This window comes from Actinophytocola sp. NPDC049390 (assembly GCF_044466355.1).
Classification (GTDB): domain Bacteria; phylum Actinomycetota; class Actinomycetes; order Mycobacteriales; family Pseudonocardiaceae; genus Actinophytocola.
Genome location: NZ_JBITMQ010000004.1, coordinates 22845 through 40553, shown reverse-complemented (window position 1 = coordinate 40553; position 17709 = coordinate 22845). Strand labels below are relative to the sequence as shown.

The 17709-nt window shown below is 72.1% G+C and carries 19 protein-coding genes; 11 read left to right on the top strand and 8 right to left on the bottom strand.

Annotated features, from left to right (window positions below):
• Nucleotides 1-27: 27 nt before the first annotated feature.
• Nucleotides 28-990: an aldo/keto reductase gene (locus tag ACIBVP_RS13910; protein WP_396106477.1), complete on the top strand. Its 963-nt coding sequence runs from the start codon at nucleotides 28-30 to the stop codon at nucleotides 988-990.
• Here ACIBVP_RS13910 and ACIBVP_RS13905 read toward each other — a convergent pair.
• Both ACIBVP_RS13905 and ACIBVP_RS13900 read right to left on the bottom strand, forming a co-directional pair.
• Nucleotides 987-1742: an SDR family NAD(P)-dependent oxidoreductase gene (locus ACIBVP_RS13905; protein WP_396106476.1), complete on the bottom strand. Its 756-nt coding sequence runs from the start codon at nucleotides 1740-1742 to the stop codon at nucleotides 987-989. The genes ACIBVP_RS13910 and ACIBVP_RS13905 overlap by 4 nt on opposite strands.
• 268 nt (nucleotides 1743-2010) lie before the next feature.
• A complete protein-coding gene (locus tag ACIBVP_RS13900) occupies nucleotides 2011-3651 on the bottom strand; it encodes a TM0106 family RecB-like putative nuclease (RefSeq protein ID WP_396106475.1) in 1641 nt (546 codons plus the stop codon).
• Nucleotides 3652-3733: 82 nt separating this feature from the next.
• Here ACIBVP_RS13900 and ACIBVP_RS13895 point away from each other — a divergent pair, with 82 nt between their 5' ends.
• The 5 genes from ACIBVP_RS13895 to ACIBVP_RS13875 are packed head-to-tail and all read left to right on the top strand — an operon-like array spanning nucleotide 3734 to nucleotide 6791.
• On the top strand, nucleotides 3734-4207 hold the full coding sequence (locus ACIBVP_RS13895) for a DUF6474 family protein (RefSeq protein ID WP_396106474.1): 474 nt from the start codon (nucleotides 3734-3736) through the stop codon (nucleotides 4205-4207).
• A 60-nt stretch (nucleotides 4208-4267) separates the two neighbouring features.
• A complete protein-coding gene (locus ACIBVP_RS13890) occupies nucleotides 4268-4639 on the top strand; it encodes a hypothetical protein (RefSeq protein WP_396106473.1) in 372 nt (123 codons plus the stop codon).
• A complete protein-coding gene (locus ACIBVP_RS13885) occupies nucleotides 4636-4770 on the top strand; it encodes a hypothetical protein (RefSeq protein WP_396106472.1) in 135 nt (44 codons plus the stop codon). Before ACIBVP_RS13890 ends, ACIBVP_RS13885 begins: the two co-directional genes overlap by 4 nt.
• Nucleotides 4771-4788: 18 nt before the next feature.
• Nucleotides 4789-5457 (top strand): response regulator transcription factor, encoded by a 669-nt coding sequence (locus ACIBVP_RS13880; RefSeq protein WP_396106471.1) that lies wholly within the window; start codon nucleotides 4789-4791, stop codon nucleotides 5455-5457.
• Nucleotides 5454-6791: a histidine kinase dimerization/phospho-acceptor domain-containing protein gene (locus tag ACIBVP_RS13875; protein WP_396106470.1), complete on the top strand. Its 1338-nt coding sequence runs from the start codon at nucleotides 5454-5456 to the stop codon at nucleotides 6789-6791. Before ACIBVP_RS13880 ends, ACIBVP_RS13875 begins: the two co-directional genes overlap by 4 nt.
• Here ACIBVP_RS13875 and ACIBVP_RS13870 read toward each other — a convergent pair.
• Together ACIBVP_RS13870 and ACIBVP_RS13865 are read right to left on the bottom strand one after the other, a co-directional pair.
• On the bottom strand, nucleotides 6769-9513 hold the full coding sequence (locus ACIBVP_RS13870) for an FAD-binding and (Fe-S)-binding domain-containing protein (RefSeq protein ID WP_396106469.1): 2745 nt from the start codon (nucleotides 9511-9513) through the stop codon (nucleotides 6769-6771). The genes ACIBVP_RS13875 and ACIBVP_RS13870 overlap by 23 nt on opposite strands.
• Nucleotides 9514-9524: 11 nt before the next feature.
• The gene (locus ACIBVP_RS13865; RefSeq protein ID WP_396106468.1) at nucleotides 9525-10358 is read right to left on the bottom strand and encodes an SDR family oxidoreductase; all 834 of its coding nucleotides are present in this window, start codon (nucleotides 10356-10358) and stop codon (nucleotides 9525-9527) included.
• A gap of 55 nt (nucleotides 10359-10413) precedes the next feature.
• Between ACIBVP_RS13865 and ACIBVP_RS13860 the strand changes: the two genes are divergently transcribed.
• Nucleotides 10414-10776 (top strand): winged helix-turn-helix transcriptional regulator, encoded by a 363-nt coding sequence (locus tag ACIBVP_RS13860; RefSeq protein WP_396106467.1) that lies wholly within the window; start codon nucleotides 10414-10416, stop codon nucleotides 10774-10776.
• 246 nt (nucleotides 10777-11022) lie between these two features.
• Here the strand turns inward: ACIBVP_RS13860 and ACIBVP_RS13855 are convergent, their stop codons facing one another.
• From ACIBVP_RS13855 to ACIBVP_RS13840, 4 genes are read right to left on the bottom strand one after another with little or no spacing between them, the layout of a single operon-like run.
• Nucleotides 11023-11997 carry a glycine betaine ABC transporter substrate-binding protein gene (locus ACIBVP_RS13855; protein ID WP_396106466.1) on the bottom strand — a complete coding sequence of 325 codons (975 nt, stop codon included), beginning with the start codon at nucleotides 11995-11997 and terminating at the stop codon, nucleotides 11023-11025.
• Nucleotides 11994-12767, bottom strand: coding sequence for an ABC transporter permease subunit (locus tag ACIBVP_RS13850; RefSeq protein ID WP_396106465.1), 774 nt, complete (start codon nucleotides 12765-12767; stop codon nucleotides 11994-11996). The genes ACIBVP_RS13855 and ACIBVP_RS13850 overlap by 4 nt, the downstream gene beginning before the upstream one ends.
• Nucleotides 12764-13894, bottom strand: coding sequence for an ABC transporter ATP-binding protein (locus ACIBVP_RS13845; protein ID WP_396106464.1), 1131 nt, complete (start codon nucleotides 13892-13894; stop codon nucleotides 12764-12766). Before ACIBVP_RS13845 ends, ACIBVP_RS13850 begins: the two co-directional genes overlap by 4 nt.
• On the bottom strand, nucleotides 13887-14534 hold the full coding sequence (locus tag ACIBVP_RS13840) for an ABC transporter permease (RefSeq protein ID WP_396106463.1): 648 nt from the start codon (nucleotides 14532-14534) through the stop codon (nucleotides 13887-13889). Before ACIBVP_RS13840 ends, ACIBVP_RS13845 begins: the two co-directional genes overlap by 8 nt.
• 146 nt (nucleotides 14535-14680) lie before the next feature.
• On the opposite strand from ACIBVP_RS13840, the gene ACIBVP_RS13835 reads away from it, so the two are divergent.
• The 4 genes from ACIBVP_RS13835 to ACIBVP_RS13820 all read left to right on the top strand — a co-directional run bounded on the left by ACIBVP_RS13835 (nucleotide 14681) and on the right by ACIBVP_RS13820 (nucleotide 17625).
• Nucleotides 14681-15217: a hypothetical protein gene (locus ACIBVP_RS13835; protein ID WP_396106462.1), complete on the top strand. Its 537-nt coding sequence runs from the start codon at nucleotides 14681-14683 to the stop codon at nucleotides 15215-15217.
• Between the two features lie 64 nt (nucleotides 15218-15281).
• Complete coding sequence (locus ACIBVP_RS13830) at nucleotides 15282-16046, top strand: YcnI family protein (protein ID WP_396106461.1); 765 nt, start codon at nucleotides 15282-15284, stop codon at nucleotides 16044-16046.
• On the top strand, nucleotides 16043-16606 hold the full coding sequence (locus ACIBVP_RS13825; RefSeq protein ID WP_396106460.1) for a copper resistance protein CopC: 564 nt from the start codon (nucleotides 16043-16045) through the stop codon (nucleotides 16604-16606). The genes ACIBVP_RS13830 and ACIBVP_RS13825 overlap by 4 nt, the downstream gene beginning before the upstream one ends.
• Nucleotides 16603-17625: a copper resistance D family protein gene (locus ACIBVP_RS13820; protein WP_396106459.1), complete on the top strand. Its 1023-nt coding sequence runs from the start codon at nucleotides 16603-16605 to the stop codon at nucleotides 17623-17625. Before ACIBVP_RS13825 ends, ACIBVP_RS13820 begins: the two co-directional genes overlap by 4 nt.
• The last annotated feature ends 84 nt before the right edge of the window (nucleotides 17626-17709 follow it).

Sequence of the window (17709 nt, the reverse complement as noted above, 5' to 3'; positions counted from 1 at the left end):
GAGCGCCACGCTCAGTAGCCTGTCACCGTGGAACTCCGTCACCTGGGAGAATCGGGTCTCGTGGTCAGCGCGGTCGGCCTCGGCTGCAACAACCTGGGCCGCCCGGGAACGGCGGCGGAGTCACTGGCCGGGTCCAGAGCCCTCATCGCCGCCGCGGTCGACGCCGGGATCAACTTCTTCGACGTCGCCGACGTGTACGGCGCGCCGCGTGGCCGCAGCGAGGAGCTGCTCGGCCAGGCCCTTTCCGGTCGGCGGGACAACGCCGTGATCGCCACGAAGTTCGGCGTGGACATGCAGGGCGGGAACGGGCCGGACTTCGGCGCGCGCGGCTCGCGCCGGTACGTGAAGCGGGCGGTCGAGGCGTCGCTGCGCAGGCTCGGCACCGACTGGATCGACCTGTACCAGCTGCACCGCGCCGACCCGACCACGCCGATCGAGGAGACGCTGGCCGCGCTGGACGACCTCGTGCGCGAGGGCCTGATCCGGTACGCGGGGGTGTGCAACCTGGCCGGCTGGCAGATCGCGGACTCCGTGTGGCTCTCCCGCACCAACCACTGGGCGGGTGTGGTCGCCGCCGAGAACCACTACTCGCTGCTCGAACGCGAGGCGGAACGGGACATCATCCCGGCGTGCCAGCGGTTCGGGCTCGGGCTGCTGCCCTACTTCCCGCTGGCCAACGGCCTGCTGACGGGCAAGTACCACCGCGACACCGACCCGCCCGCGAACGCACGCCTCGCGGGCCGCACCCGGCTGCTGTCCGAGGCGCCGTGGGACCGGATCGAGAAGCTGCGTGCGTTCGCCGAGGAACGCGGCCTGCCGATGGCGACGGTCGCCATCGGCTGGCTGGCCGCGCGGAAACCGGTCGGCTCGGTGATCGCGGGTGCCACCACGCCGGACCAGGTGATCGCGAACGCGGCCGCCGCGCAGTGGCACCCGAGCGACGACGACCTGGCCGCGCTCGACGAGATCTGCCCGCCCGGCCGCCGTTAGCGGGGCGCCATCCGCAGCGCGCCGTCGAGGCGGATGACCTCGCCGTTCAGGTAGTCCTGGGCGATGATCGACAGCGCGAGGTTCGCGTACTCCTCCGGCAGGCCGAGGCGCTTGGGGAACGGCACACCGGCTGCGAGGCCCGCGCGGAACTCGTCGCTGACCGTCGCGAGCATCGGGGTGTCGATGATGCCGGGCGCGATCGTGCAGACGCGGATGCCGGACGACGCGAGGTCGCGGGCGGCAGGCAGGTTCATGCCAACCACGCCGCCTTTCGACGCGGCGTAGGCGACCTGTCCGATCTGCCCGTCGAACGCGGCGATCGAGGCGGTGTTGATCATCACGCCGCGCTGGCCGTGCTCGTCGGCGTCGGTCTTGGCGATCTCCTGCGCGGCGAGCGTGACCACGTTGAAGGTGCCGATCAGGTTGATCTCGACGACCTTGCGGAACAGCGCGAGGTCGTGCGCCCCCTTCTTCGACAGGATCCGCGCGGACGGCCCGATGCCCGCACAGTTCACGACGGTCCGCAGCGGCCCGTGCGCGGCCGCGGCGTCGACGGCGGCCCGCACCTGTTCGGAGTCGGTCACGTCGGCACCGACGTAGGTGACCCCGGCGACCTCGGGTGCCTTGTCGATGGCGACCGGCAGGTCCACGGCGAACACGCGAGCGCCCTGGCCGGCGAGCGCCGTGGCGGTCGCGCCGCCCAGCCCGGAAGCGCCTCCGGTCACGATGGCGGAGGTGTCACTGATCAGCATGCCGCACAGGTTAACGCTCGATCACGTCACCGCGGTCGGGAGAGGTTGGGGACGTGCCTGTGCCGTCAACCGTCGCCGTCCGGATGGCGTTGTGTCACGTGCAGCAGGATCACCAGGGGGATGGCGGCCAGCAGGGCGAGTCCGACGAAGAGGCCTGCGGCGGCGAGAAGTTCCATGCCATCCACCCTGGTGGGAGCGTTGCCGCGCGCGCGTCGCCCAACAGGGGTGTTTCACCATCCGACCGGGGGACGACCCGGGTGACGGTGTGCTACAGGTCACCCACGTACGGCACCGCGTACACGGCCGGTGACGACATCCACGTCCGCAGGGCATGGGTGGCCCGGACGTCGTCCTCGTTGTACTCCAGCAGCCGGTTGCGCTGGACGGCGTCCGGGGCCGCGCCGTCCATGCCGACGGCGTCCCGGTACCAGCGCATGCTGTTCTCGCCGCTGGCCTCCGCGTCCCGCCACGCGAAGCCCGCGGCCGGGGCGATCGTCTTCAGGCCCTTGCCGCGCGAGCAGAGGAAGTGGTCCCGCACGCTGCCGAACAGGTCGAACCACGCGTCCGAGGTGATGAACGCCTGCACCTGCTCGGTCGTCGGGATGCCCGGTTTACCGGCGAAGCGCTTCGCCGACGACAGGAGCCAGCGGTTCTCCGCCAGTTCGTTGTAGCAGTAGGCACGGAAGCTGAGCCCCCGTGCGCGGGCACGGAGCCGCACGACGGTGAGCCACTGCCAGAACGCGGCGAACGAACGCGCCTCGTCGTCCGTCGGCAACGGCTCCCACGTGGCGAAGGCGCGGTAGCCGGGCGCCTCGCCCACGTCCGCGCCGGTCAGCAACGCGCCCCACAGGTAGGCGCCCGCGTCGCCGAAGCTCTCCATGTCGACGTCGACCTCGACCTGTGCGCGGGGCACGTGGATCTCCGGGATCCTGCGCACCACCGTCAGGTCCGCGAGCCACGCCTTCGCCAGGCCCACCGCGTCGGACATCGGCATGCCCGTCGGCGGCAGCGACTCGTCGTCCGGGTCGAGCACGGCCAGGTCGTCGACGGTCCGCACGCCCGCGGCACGCAGGCTCGCCGCCTCCTCGCCACGTACCACCAGGCTGACGTCCCTGGTCTTCTGCAGCTCCACCTGGCAGATCGGCCACCACGGGCACGTGCGGCACTCGACGATCCGCGACGGCTGGGCCAGCGCCTCCGCACCGGTCGCGGCCGCGTTGGCCACCGCCAGCCGGTCGGCGAAGCGGGCGTCGTACTCGGCGAGCGCGTCCCGGCCGCCGGGCCAGGTCGGGGCCTCCAGGTCGTGCCACACGACGACGTCGCCGTCGAGGCCGACGACCCCGCCGAGCGCGGGGCCGGGCGCGGCGTACCCGCAGGCCTGCAGCAGCCGGTAGGTGTGCGCGAGCCGGAGCACGTCACGGGGTTGCGGGCGGACACGGCGCCGCTTGTCCTGGCGCCGGGCGTCCGGCCACGGCTTCGACAGCGACGTGGTCTGCGCGCCCGAACCCGGGTCGCTCACCTTGTGCCGGACCACGAGCACCGGCACGTACCCGCCCTTGACGGCGACCAGCAGGTCCATGTGACCTCGTCGGCCACCGGCCTGGTCGCGCGGTAACTGGGCGGCCCAGATGAACCGGGCACCGTCGGCCATCGCGTCCAGGGTCATCTGCTCGCGGTCGCTCGCGCGCACCTCGGAACCGCGCGGGATCTCCGTCCAGCCCGGGCCGACCAGGCCCGCGATCTCGTCGGCGATCGAGCGACGGTGCGCGGCCGCGTCGGCCTTGCGCTGCTCGCCCGTCGGATCGGGCGGCGCGGTGGTTGCGTCGGCCATCGTCGGGTCGTGCTCGAGGTGCACCCGACGGCGGCAGCGGTTCACCACGCCCGAGTCGAGTAACACCGATGTCGTCACGGTACGCAGTCTAGGCGGGACCACCGACAGAACCCGGCGGGCAGCGGGTGCCGAGGCTGGTCAGCACCGATAGGTTCTCCCCATGGCACTGAGGAAGCGCAAGGCCGCCGAGGGTGCGACGGAGGCGCGGTTCACGCCGAAGAAGGCGAAGAACGCGCTGGCCGTCGCCAAGATCATCGGCCCGGCCGTGATCCCGGTGGTCGCGCCGCACGTGCTGCGTGCGCTCGGCGAGGTGCGCGACCGGTACGACCGGGCGAAGGCACGGCGGCTCGGCGTGCCGATCGACGAGCTGTCCCGCTTCTCCGGCCGCGGCGGCGCGCTGCACGCGCGGATCTCCGGCGCCGCGGACGCCGTCATCGAGCTGCGGGAACGCCCCGACGCGACCGCCGACGACAAGGCCTTCGCGGACCGGAGCGACACGACGCTGCGCCAGCTGGCCGCGGCGGTCCGGGCGGCGGAGCGGATGCCGTCGGCCCGCCGCAAGGCCGCGCACAGGGCCGCGTCGACCGAGCTGGACCAGCTGGAAGAACGCCTCCTGCACCGCCTCGGGGTCTGACTTACAGAACCCGAACACTTCCCTGCCCTCACGCTCACCTGGGCCCGTCAGGGTGAGCCCATGCGAAACACGCTCATCACCGCCGCCGTCACCGCGAGTCTCGTGCTGACCGGCACGGCCACCGCGTCCGCGGACGAGCCGGTCACGATCACGCTCAGCGCCGAGCAGGTGCGGTTCCTCTGCGAGAAGCGCCTGCCGAAGATCGAGAAACGCGTGGACCGGCTGCTCACCCGGATCAACGGGGACGCCGAGGTCCGCGGGTCGGCCGAGTGGTTGCGGGCCCGCGCGGGCACGGAACGCGAAGCGGGCCGCGAGACCAGCGCGCAGCTGCTGGAGGAACGGGCGGACCGCCGCCTCGACCGGGTCGACGACCTGACCAGGATCAAGCAGTGGGCCACCGACTTCGGCACCGACCACTGCGAGTCGAAGTGAGGCGGCTGGCGGGCGCCGTGGTGCTCGTCCTGCTGCTGGCCACCGGGTGCCGGGAGCAGAGCGCCGACCGGCCGTTCGACGACGTCGAATCCACGTTGGACGCCATCGAGTCCGAGATGGCGGGCGACTGATGGGTGCTATACAGAGCCATGCCTGAGGGGCTCGTCCTGGTCGTCGAGGACGACGCGGCCATCGCTGACCTCGTGCAGCGGTACCTGCTGCGGGACGGGTTCGGCGTGCACGTCGAGACCGACGGCGCGCGGGCACTGGCCGCGGTACGCACACTGCGCCCCGCCGCTGTGGTCCTGGACGTCGGGCTGCCCACGATGGACGGCATCGAGATCTGCCGGACGCTGCGCACGGCTGGCGACTGGACGCCGATCCTGTTCGTGACCGCCCGCGACGACGAGGTGGACCGCGTGCTGGGCCTGGAGCTCGGCGCCGACGACTACGTGACGAAGCCGTTCAGCCCGCGCGAGCTGGTGGCCAGGGTCCGGACCGTCCTGCGGCGCGGTCCGGCGGCGGTGGCCGAGGTGCTGGAGGTCGGCCGGACCCGCGTCGACGTCACCCAGCGCCGCGTGTGGGCGGACGCGGCGGAGGTCGCGCTGACGGCCACCGAGTTCGACCTGCTCGCCCAGCTGATGCGCCGCCCGAGGCAGGTCTTCGAGCGGCGGCAGCTGCTCAGCGCGGTGTGGGGCTACTCGGTGACCGGCACCAGGACCGTGGACGTCCACGTGGCGCAGCTGCGGGCGAAGCTCGGGGACGCCAGCCCGATCCGGACCGTCCGGGGCATCGGTTACGCCGCGGACCCTTCATGAGCAGGCCCTTGTGGGTCCGCACGACCGTGCTGGGGCTGGTCGTCGCGGCCGTCACCGCGGTCGTGGCCGGGCTGGTGTCCGCGAAGCTCGTGGCCGGGCAGTCGCGACAGGTGCTGGCCGAGCAGCTTTCCGCGCAGGCGGACGTGGTGTCGGCGCAGCTCGGTGACCTGCCGGTGGCCGGGAGGCGGGTAACGCAGATCCTCGACGGGCTCGGTGTCGGGGTGGTCCGGCAGGGGCCGGACGGCGGGATGACCGGCGCGGACCAGCGTGCCGTGCGGGCGGCGCGGCGGGCCGGGTTCGCGCGGGTCACCGCCGACCGGCCGCTGCACGGCATGGCGACCGTCGCCGGCGTCGCGTACCTGGTCGAGGGACGGGCGGTGGCCGACCGGGGCGCGGTCGCGCTCGTCCAGCAGGTCGACGTCGCGAAGGGCACCGGGCGGGACCTGCTCCGCAGCGTGCTCCTGGCGCTGTTGGTCGGCATCGGGGCCGCCGCGCTGGCCGGGGTGGTGCTGTCGCGGCTGCTGGCCCGGCCGTTGCGGCGGACCGCGGACGTCGCCGCAAGCATGCGGCACGGCCGCCGTGATCTGCGGGTGCCGCCGGAGGGCCCGAAGGAGCTGGTGGAGGTCGGCGAGTCGATCAACGCGCTCGCCGACGCGCTCGCCCGCAGCGAGGCCAGGCAGCGGGAGTTCCTCCTTTCGGTGTCGCACGAGCTGCGCACGCCGCTGACGTCCGTGCGCGGGTTCGCCGAGTCGCTCGCCGACGGGGTGGTGACCGGCGACGAGGTGCCCGCGGTCGGCCGCACGATCGAGACGGAGGCCGCGCGGCTGGACCGGCTCGTGTCGGATCTCCTCGACCTGGCGCGGCTCGGGGCCGACGACTTCCGGCTCGACCTCACCGACGTCGACCTCACCGGGCTGGTCGCCGAGACCGCGCGGGTGTGGGAGAGCCGGTGCGCGGGCTTCCGGGTCGAGAACCTGGCCCAACCCGTTGGGGTGCGGACGGATCCACGGCGGCTGCGGCAGGTCCTCGACGGGCTGGCGTCGAACGCGGTACGTGCCACGCCGGACGGGGCGCCGGTCGTGCTCGCGTTGCGGGTCGTGCCGGGTGGTGCCGTGCTCGAAGTCCGTGACGGCGGGCCGGGTCTCTCCGACGACGACTACCGCGCCGCGTTCCAGCGGGGCGTGCTGCACTCGCGGTACCAGGGCGTGCGGCCGGTCGGCACCGGGATCGGGCTGGCGCTCGTGCACGGTCTCGTGACCCGGCTCGGCGGGGTGATCGACGCGGGGCCCGCGCCGGAGGGCGGCGCCCGGTTCAGCGTGACGCTTCCTCGGTGAGCCCTGCCGCCAGTACTTCCGCGATGTGCACGGCCTTACGGGTGCTTCCGTGCGCCACCTGTGTCCGGCAGCTGAAACCGTCCGCGACCACGACTGTGTCGTCACTGGCCGCGCGAACCGCGGGCAACAGGGCGCGTTCCGCGAGTGCCTGTGACACCTCGTAGTGCTCGCGTTCGAAGCCGAAGTTCCCTGCCAGGCCACAACATCCGGCGGGCATTGCCGTCATGTCCACGCCCGCCTTGGCCAGCAGCTCGGTCTCCGCCGAGTAGCCGAACGTCGCGTGCTGGTGGCAGTGGACCTGGGTGATCGCCTCCCGTGGCACCGGCGGCGGTGTCCACTCCGGAGCGTAGGTGTTCAGGAAACCCGCCAGGGTGAACGTGTTCGACACCGTCCGGGTGTCGCCGGTCAGTTCCGGCACGTCCGTCCGCAACGCCGAGAGACAGCTCGGTTCCAGACCCACGATCGGCGTGCCCGCGTCCAGGTGCGGGGTCAGCACCTTCAGGCTGCGGCGCATCACCGTGCGTGCCACCGAGAGCTGACCGGTCGACACCCACGTCAGCCCGCAGCACACGGATCCCTTGGGCAGCACCGGGTTGAAGCCCGCCGCGCGCAGCACCCGCACCGCGGCCACGCCCGCCGACGGGGTGAAGAAGTTCGTGAACGTGTCCGGCCACAACACGACCGGACGGCCGCTGCCCGGATTTCGGCTCAACCACCGGGTGAACGGCTCCGGCGCGAGCACCGGCAGGTCACGTTGCGGTGCGATGCCGCCCACGCGTTTGAGCGCACGCGAAAGCAACGGCCGGGTCATGGCGGCGTTGGCCACTCTCGGCATCCGCGCCGCCGCACGCAACCACACGGGCAGCCAGCCCATCGAGTAGTGCGACGCCGGGCGCACCCGCCGCTTGTAGTGGTGGTGCAGGAACTCCGCCTTGTACGTCGCCATGTCGACGTTCACGGGGCAGTCGCTCCTGCACCCCTTGCACGACAGGCACAGGTCCAGCGCGTCCCGCACCTCGGTCGAACGCCAGCCGTCGGTGATCACCTCACCCGCGAGCATCTCGTACAGCAGGCGCGCCCGGCCGCGGGTCGAGTGCCGCTCCTCGCCGGTCACCTGGAAGCTCGGGCACATCACGGAACCGCTGTGGTTGCGGCACTTCGCGACACCGACGCACCGGCGCATGGCCTGCCCGAAGTCGCCGTCGTCGTGCGGGTACGCGAACGCGGTCCGCACCCGCGACAGCGGGACGAACCGCAGGTTCTCGTCGATCTTGTACGGGCGGACGACCATGCCCGGGTTCATGCGGTCGCGCGGGTCCCAGAAGGCCTTGAACCGCGCGAACATCGCCATCGCCGACGGCGAGTACATGCGTGGCAGCAGTTCCGCTCGCACCTGGCCGTCGCCGTGCTCGCCGGACAGCGAACCGCCGTGCCGTGCCACGAGGTCCGCGCCGTCCTCGATGAACCGGCGGAACACGGCGCGGCCCGCGTCCGTGACGAGGTCGAAGTCGATGCGGATGTGGATGCAGCCCTCGCCGAAGTGGCCGTAGGTCACGCCACGCAGGCCGTGCATCGCCAGCAGGGAACGGAGTTCGCGCAGGTAGGCGCCGAGCCGGTCCGGTGGCACGGCCGTGTCCTCCCAGCCGGGCCACGCCTCCGACCCGTCCGCCATGCGCGTCGAGATGCCGGAGCCTTCTTCCCGCAGCCGCCACAGCGCGCGCTGTGCGGCCGCGTCGGTGATGATCTGGTGCGGTGCGCCGACAGCGGCCGCGACGGCCTGTGCCGCCGCCAGCCCGTCGACCTCGACGAACAGCCACGCGCCGCCGTCGGGCAACACTGGCGGCGGTTCGGGGTTGCGGGCGGCGCGGAGCGCGACGATGCGCTCGTCCATGCTCTCCACGGTCAGCGGCCGGTGCGGCAGGATCGCGGGCACCGTGTCGGCGGCCGCGACGTCGTCGGCGAAGCCGAGCACGAGCAGCACGCGCTCCCTGGGCAGTTCGACGAGCCGCACGGTGGCGCCGAGGACCGTCACACACGTGCCCTCGGTGCCCACCAGCGCCTTCGCCAGGTCACGGCCGCGCTCGGGCAGCAGGTGGTGCAGGGCGTAGCCGGAGACCTGCCGCCCGAGCCTGCCGAACTCCGTGCGCAGCGCCGCGAGGTTCTCGTCGACGAGTTTCCGCAGCTCGGCGGGCAGTTCGCGGTCGCGGCCGACGGTCATGCGCCTGCCGTCGTAGGTGAGCACGTCCAGCTCGACGACGTTGTCGAGCGTCGTGCCCCACGCGACCGAGTGCGAGCCGCACGAGTTGTTGCCGATCATGCCGCCGAGCGTGCAGCGGCTGTGCGTGGACGGGTCGGGCCCGAACGTCAGCCCGTGCGCGGCGGCCGCGGCCCGCAGGTCGTCGAGCACGACGCCCGGCCCGACCCGTGCCGTGCGGCTCACCGGGTCGATCGTGACGTGGTCGAGCCGGGTCATGTCGAGCACGAGCCCGCCGCCCGTCGCGTTGCCCGCGAGGCTGGTGCCGCCGCCGCGCGTCACGACCGGCACGTCGTGTTCACGGGCGGCGGCGACGGCGGCCACCACGTCGTCGACGGTGGCGGGCCGCACCACGCCGACCGGCACCTGGCGGTAGTTGGAGGCGTCCATGGTGAACAGCGCTCTGGTGCCGGCGTCGAACCGCACGTCGCCCTCGACGGTCTCGGCCAACCTGCGCTGAAGGTCCATGGCCTCCGATGCTAGGCCGCGAGGACCGCCTTGATCGTGTCGGCGATCGGGGTGGTCGGGCGGCCGATGAGTGTGCGCAGGTCGCCGGGCGTGTGGGCGAGCGTGCCGTCGGCGATGTTCTGTTCGAGGGCGGCGACGAACCCGGCGACCTCGGCGGGCGTGCCCTGGTCGATCAGGAACTGCCGGAACTCGGCGGCCGGGAGGTCCCGGTAGGCGACGGGCCTGCCCGCCACGTCGCCGATCTCGGCGGCGAGCTCGGGGAAGGTCCACGCGGTGTCGCCGGTCAGCTCGTAGACCGCGTTCTCGTGGCCGGTGCCGGTGAGCACGGCGACCGCGGCGTCGGCGAAGTCCTGGCGCGCGGCGGAGGCGACGCGGCCGCCGCCCGCGGCACCGACGATCTCGCCGGTGTCCGCGCCCTGGCGGATCGTGTCGAGGTAGTTCTCGTGGTACCAGCCGTTGCGCAGGAAGGTGAAGGGCAGCCCGCTCGCGCGGATGGCCTCCTCGGTCGCCTTGTGCTCGGGCGCGAGGACGAGCGGCGTCGTGTCGGCCAGCGGGGCGCTGGTGTAGACGAGGTGGCGGACCCCGGCGAGCTTGGCGGCGTCGACGACGGCCGTGTGCTGCGGGACGCGCTTGCCGGGCTCGTTGCCGGAGATCAGGAGGACCTGGTCGGCACCGGCGAGCGCGGGCCCGATGGTCTCGGGCCGGTCGTAGTCCAGCTCGCGGACCTCGACCCCCAGGTCGGCGTTCTTGTCACGCGCCCCGGCGACGACGTTCGCACCCTTCGCGCGAAGCCCGTCGACGACAAGGCGGCCGAGCTGCCCGGTGGCTCCGGTGACGACGATCATCCGTGCACTCTCCTCTGGTTAGTACTTTCTGTTGGTTAGTACTACCATATACCTCATGGACGAGTTGGTGTTCGACGTCTTCGCCCGCAACTGCACGTCGCGGGAGACGATGGAGCACGCGACCGGCCGCTGGGGCACGTTGGCTCTGGTGGCACTGCTCGACGGCACGACCCGGTTCAACGCGCTGCGGCGGCGGGTGGACGGGATCAGCGAGAAGATGCTGAGCCAGACGTTGCAGGCGCTGGAGCGGGACGGGCTCGTGCTGCGGGAGGCACGGCCGACGATCCCGCCGCACGTCGAGTACAGCCTCACCGCGCTGGGCACGGACGTCGCGAAGCAGCTGCACGTGTTGATCGAGCTGGTGGAGGGCCGGATGCCGGAAGTCCTGGCCGCACGAGAGGCCTACGACACCCGCTGACGACCACCGCGCGCCAAAAGCCCGCTGAACAGCGAGAACAACGAAAGCCCGCACCCCAGTGCGTAACGTCGACCCCCACCCGATCCCGGGGGCCACCCGCCATGCCAGTCTACCGGTGGGTACCGACAGTTTCGGGGCGCGCCGCGAAACTGTGGACAACTCGTGCGGCTGTGGACAACCGGCCGGGAATGTCGGTGGTGTGCCGTAGCGTGGTGACCGGGGGCCGGAGGCCGACCCGGGGTCAGGTCAGTCCGCCGGGACCGTGACGAAGCCTTCCTTCACCAGCCAGTCGCGGGCCACCACCGCCGGGTCCTGGCCTTCGCCGTCGATCTTCACCGACAGTTCCAGGATCACGTCGTTGTCGAGCTTCGCCGACACGGGTTCGAGGACGTCCGCGATCGCCGGGTAGCGGTCCAGGAACTCCTTGCGGACCGTCACCGCCGCGTTGTACTGCGGGAACGACTTCCTGTCGTCGTCCAGCACCGCCAGGTCCAGGGTCAGGACGCGGCCGTCCGTCGTGAAGACCTCGCCGAAGTTGCACGTGCGGCCCGTCGCGAGCGTCGCGTAGATGGCGCCGACGCCGAACGTCTTGATGTTGCGGTCCGGCACGTCGAACCCGTACTTCTTCTCCGCGCCGAGGAGTCCGTCCTGCCGGTTGATGAACTCCGACTCCATGCAGAACGTGCCCAGCGACGGGTTCTCACGCAGCAGCGCCACCATGTCGGACATGTTCTTCAGCCCGTGCTGTTCCGCGAACTCACGGGTCGTCGCGAGCGCGTACTTGTCGTTCACCGGCGAATACCGCAGCCACGCGATGCCGAAGCGTTCCAGGTCGGCCTTCTTCACCGCGTCGTACTGCTCCTGCTCGTCGGGAATGGGCACGGTCTGCTGCTGGAAGTTGATCCAGCTGGTGCCCGTGTACTCCCAGTAGAGATCCAGATCGCCGACCTCCAGGGCCTGGCGGACCGCGTTCGAGCCCTGGATGTTCGACAGGTCCTCGACGTCCGCGCCCGCCGCCGACAGCGCCACCTCCGCGATGTACGCCAACAGGATCTGCTCGGTGAAGTTCTTCGACCCCACCCGGATCGGCACGTCCCGCAGCGTCGGCTCTGGGCGGATCGAACCGGGGCCCACCTCGAACGGCAGCCGCCCGCCCGCGTTCAACCCGCACCCGCCGACCAGGACCGCGCACGCCGCGACCAGCGCGGCCAGCCGCTTCACCGCAACCCCTTCGGGCCGACGTACCGTTCCGCCAGTGCGCCGAGCCAGTCGATCAGCAGCGCCAGCCCGACCGCCAGCGCCGCACCGGTCAGCAGCACGGTCGGGCGGGCCACCTTGTAGCCGGAGTCGATGACGTAGCCGAGACCGCCGCCGTTCACGAACAACGCGAGCGTCGCCGTGCCGACGGCCAGCACGAGCGACGTGCGCAGCCCGGCCAGGATGAGCGGTGTGGCAAGGGGAATCTCCACCTTGCGCAGTACCGCGAACGACGACATCCCGATGCCCCTGCCCGCGTCGACGAGCGCGGGGTCGATCTGCTGGATGCCGACGATCGTGTTGCGCAGCACGGGAAGCAGCGACACGAACGCCAGCGGGATGGTCGCCGCCCACAGCCCTTCCTGTTCCGTCCACAGGAAGTACAGGACGATCACGCCGATCGCGGGCGCGGCCTGGCCGATCGTCGCGATGCCGAGGAACACCGGCGCGACCCAGCGCGCCCACCGTCGCGTGAGGACGATGCCGAGCGGGATCGCCACCACCACGACGAGGAGCGTCACCGCCGCGGTGATCAGCACGTGCTCACCCGTCGCCTTTCCCAGCGTGGCCGCGTTGAGCGTCACCACCTCGATCGCGTCGAGGTCCTGGCTGAACGCCCACACCAGCACGCCGCCGACGAGCACGAGCGCCGCGATCGGTTGCAGGAACAGGCGGAGGAACTCCACGCGGCGGGAGCCGGACTCCGTCGACACCACCGCGTCGGTGACCGTCATGCGTGCTCCTCACGCAGCTCGCGGATCTTCGCGACCACCGTGTCCAGCTGGACGGTCCCCGCGTACTCGCCGCGCGGACCCGTGACGACCGCGTCCCCGCCCTCGGTGAGGATCGCCTCCAGCGCGTCCTGCAGCGTCGACTGCGTGCTCACCACGTCGCCGACCGGTTTCCCGGCGCCGTCGAGCGACGCCCCGCCCAGCTGCCGGTCGTGCACCCACCGCAGCGGGCGCCGCCGTTCGTCCAGTACCAGCACGAACCTGCGGCCCTCCGCCGCGATCCGTTCCCGCACGGACGCGGGCGACTCACCGACGGTCGCGGTGGCCGCGGTGCCCAGCTCGATGTCCCGTACCCGCAACAGGGTCAGCTGTTTCAGCGACGCACCGGCGCCGACGAACCCCGCGACCGTGTCGTCCGCCGGGTTCGCGAGGATCGCCTCCGGGGTGTCGTACTGAAGAATCCGCGACTGGTCGCCCAGCACCGCGATCCGGTCGCCGAGCTTCACCGCCTCGTCGAAGTCGTGCGTGACGAACACGATCGTCTTGTGCAGTTCCGCCTGCAGCCGCAGCAGCTCGTCCTGCAGGTTGCCGCGCGTGATCGGGTCGACCGCGCCGAACGGCTCGTCCATCAGCAGCACCGGCGGGTCCGCGGCGAGCGCCCGCGCCACCCCGACGCGTTGCTGCTGACCACCCGACAGCTGGCGCGGGTACCGCTTGGCGAACTCCGCCGGGTCGAGCCCGACCAGCGACAGCATCTCCTCGACGCGTTCCGCGATGCGCTTCCTGTCCCACTTCAGCAGGCCGGGCACCATGCCCACGTTCTGTGCCACGGTCATGTGCGGGAACAGGCCCGCCTGCTGGATCGAGTAGCCGATGCGCCGCCGCAGCTCGTCCGGGTTGAGCGACAGCGCGTCGTCGCCGCCGATCGTGATGCGCCCGGACGTCGGCTCGATCAGCCGGTTGATCATCCGCATCGTGGTGGTCTTCCCGCAGCCGGACGGGCCGACGAACACCGTCGTCTCGCCCGGGTTGATCGTCATCGTGAACCCGTCGACGGCGGGCTCCGCCTGCCCCGGGTATCGCTTCGTCACGTCGGCCAGCTCGATGCCGACGCCGGTCCGCTCAGCCACGGATCCCCCTCGAGGTGGTCAGGCGGGCGACCAGGAGGTACAGCCCGTCGATGAGCAACGCCATGACGACGATCCCGATCGTGCCCGCGAGTGCCTGGTTGAGCGCGTTGGCGGCACCCGCGCGGTTCAGCCCGGAGAAGATCTCGGTGCCCAGACCCGGCCCCTTCGCGTACGCGGCGATCGCGGCGATGCCCATCAGCATCTGCGTCGACACCCGCATGCCCGCGAGGATGGCCGGCCACGCCAGCCGCAGCTCGACGAGCGTCAGCACCCGCAGCCGGTTCATGCCGATGCCGCGGGCCGCGTCGGTGACGGCGGCGTCGACGCCGCCCAGCCCGACGATGGTGTTCCGCACGATCGGCAGCAGCCCGTACAGCACGAGCGCCGTGACCGTCGGCGCGACACCGAGCCCGACGAGCGGGATCAGCAGCCCGAGCAGCGCGAACGACGGAATGGTCAGGATCGTGCTGGCCAGCGCGGTGGCGACGGTCGAACCGACGGGGCTGCGGTAGACGACGATGCCGACGAGCACCCCGATGACGGCGGCGATGAGCGTGCACTGGAGGACGACGCTGGCGTGCTGGAGGGCCTCGGCGGACAGCCTCGGCCAGCGGTCGGTGACGAACTCCCAGAGAGTCACCTTGATCACCGTGGCCCAGATCGCCGGTCGGGGCAACCCTGCGACCGGACCATTCGTTACCTCGGCCACATCGAGGACTCACGACGTCGATATCGAGCAATCACGGACAGCCGGGAGGGGTGACCGGGCCAGTACGCTTGTGACCCGTGAACGGGAGACGAGCGCGCGCGGAACACGCCGGTGGCGTGCTGCTCGCCTCGTCGTCGGCGGCGCTCGCGATCGCCGCGCACGGCATCGGTGGCGGCGCCGCGTCCGACTCGCTGTTCACCGTGCTGCTGGCCACGCTGCTCGCGTGGGGCGGCATGACGCTCGCCCGCCGCGGTGGCGTCCCGGCGCTCGTGGGGGTGCTCGGCGTGACGCAGCTCTGCCAGCACCTGCTGCTCACCGAGCTCGCGAACGGTCACGGGCACGGGCAGGCGCTGTTCGACGGCTGGACCATGTTCACCACGCACGCCGTCGCCACCGTCCTCACCGCGGTGCTGCTGACCAGGGCGGGTGCCGCGCTGGCGGTGGTCGCCGCCGCGATCGCGTGGCTGTTGTCGCGGCTCACGGCGCTGGTCGCCGGGCCGGTCCGCCGCACGGTGCGCCCGGCGGGCTCACCGCTGCCCGCGCGGCCGGGTGCGCTGCTCGAGGTGTTGTTCCGCGAGGTCTGCGGTCGTCGCGGGCCGCCCGTCCGCTCCTGAGAACCCAGACACCCGACCGGACGTGCCCCGCGCGTCCGGCATTCCCACCTATCTCAGGAGAGACATGTCCACCACACGCTTCCTCGCGCGCGCCGGCGTCGTCGCCGTCGCCGCGGGCGTGGCCACGATGCTGAGCACCGGCCTCGCGTCCGCGCACGTCACCGCGAAGGTCCTCGGTGAGGCCGCGCAGCAGGGCGGCTACTCCAAGATCACCTTCCGGGTGCCGAACGAGGACGACGCCGCGGGCACCGTGAAGGTCGAGGTCAAGCTGCCCGCCGACGCCCCGGTGACGTCCGCGCGGACCCGGCCCATGGCGGGCTGGACCGCGAAGATCACCAAGGTGACGCTGGACAAGCCGATCGAGGTGCACGGCGCCGAGATCAAGGAGGCCGTCAGCACGGTCACCTGGACCGCGGCGTCCGGCACCCGCATCGCCCCCGGCGAGTTCGAGGAGTTCGAGCTGTCCGTCGGCCCGCTGCCCGAGACCGAGCAGCTGGTCATGCCCACGACCCAGACCTACGAGGGCGGCAAGGTCGTCGCGTGGGACCAGCCGCCCACCGAGGACGGCTCGGAGCCGGAGCGCCCGGCGCCGGTGGTCGAGCTGGCGGCCGCGGAAGGTGACGGCCACGGCGGCGGCGCGAGCAACCCCGCGATCGATAACGCGGCCGCGGAGGCGGACGAGTCCACCGAGGCCGCCGCGGCGGGCACCGACGACACCGCCCGCTGGCTGGGTGGCGCCGGGCTCGTGGTCGGCGCGCTGGGTCTCGGTTTCGGGGTCGGCGCGACGATGCGGGCACGTAAGGCCGCGTCCGCGAAGAGCCAGTCATGAGGAAGTTCGCCAAGGGTCTTTCCGTGCTCGTGCTGACGGCGCTCGGGCTGTTCGCGCTGGCCTCGCCCGCGCTCGCGCACAACTCGCTGACCGGCAGCAACCCGGCCGACAAGGCGGTGCTGGACGCCGGCCCCGCCGAGATCGTGCTCACGTTCGACCAGCCGGTCCAGGAGGGTGAGGGGCTCAACTCCGTCGCCGTCACCGGACCGGACGGCGAGCAGTGGCAGGGCGGTGCGGCGACGGTCGCCAGCAACGTCGTCACCGTGCCGGTCCGGGACCTGGGTCCGTCGGGCACCTACACGATCGGCTTCCGGATCGTGTCGGCCGACGGTCACCCGGTGTCCGGGGAGCTGACGTTCATGCTCAGCAAGGCGGGCGACGGCACCCCGGCCGCCGAGGGCGACGCCGGCTGGATCGACACGAACGGCGGCGCGGACAGCGAGTCCGAAGGTGCCGACGGTGGCGTGCCGATCTGGGTGTGGCTCGCCGGCGCGGTCGTGCTGCTCGGCGCCGGGCTGTTCGTGGCGCTGCGCATCGGCGGCGGCAAGCAGCCGGAATGACCTCCGGCCGGACCACCGCGTTCTCCCGGCTGCACCTGGTCGGGATCGGGATCGGCGCGGCACTGCTCGCGGTGCTCGTCGGTCTCGTGCTCACCCCGGTGCGCCCGATCACGGGCGTGCTCGAGCCGGACGCGGTGGTCCGGTACGGCCTGCCGGTCGTCCGGGTCCTGTTCGACCTGGCCGCCGTCGCCACCGTGGGGCTGAACCTGCTGCCGATCCTCGTCGGGCTCGCCCGGCCGAAGGGAGCGGAACGGGTCCTGCTCGGCGCGCGGCGGGCGGCCGCGTTCAGCGCGCTGGCGCTCGCCGTGTGCGCGCTGGTCACGTTGGTCCTGCAGACCGCCGAGGTGCTGCCGGACGCGGCGGGCATCTCGTTCGGGTTGGTCAGCGAGTACGTGGTGACGGTGAGCGCGGGCAAGGCGCTGGTGTTCGTCGCCGCGGTCGCGCTCGTCTCGTGCGGGCTGTCGCTGTGGGCGGTGCGGGCCGGTGAGGCGGTGCCCGCCGAGCTGCGGGCGGCCGTCGCGCTGTTCGCGTTGCTGCCGCTGCCGGTCACCGGGCACGCCACGGACTGGCGCTGGCAGGACTACGCGATGATCTCGATGGAGCTGCACGTGCTGGGTGCGGCCGTCTGGACCGGCGGGCTCGGTGCGGTCGCGGTGGTGGTCGCGACGAACCGCACGCTGCTGGCGCACACGCTGCCCCGGTTCTCGAAGCTCGCGACCGCCTGCCTGTGCGTGGTCGCGGCGACCGGGTTGTTCAACGCGGCGGTGGAGCTGACGTCGGTGCCGGGCAGGAACCTGGTCGAGGTGCTCTTCGGCACCGGCTACGGGACGCTCGTGGTCCTCAAGATGGCGTGTTTCGCTGGCCTGGCCGCGCTCGGCGCCAACATCCGGTGGCGGCTGCTGCCCGGCATCGTCCGCCACCAGCGGACCGCGCTGATCGGCTGGGCGGCGCTCGAACTCGCTGTCATGTGCGCGGCGTTCGGGTTCGCGGTCGTGCTGACGCGGACGCCGGTCGGCTAGGTTTCGGTTGCCTGTCTTGCACGATTCAGCACCTGGTTCGGTGGCGGTGAACGGTAAGCGGCACACCGACGACCGTTCGGCGTT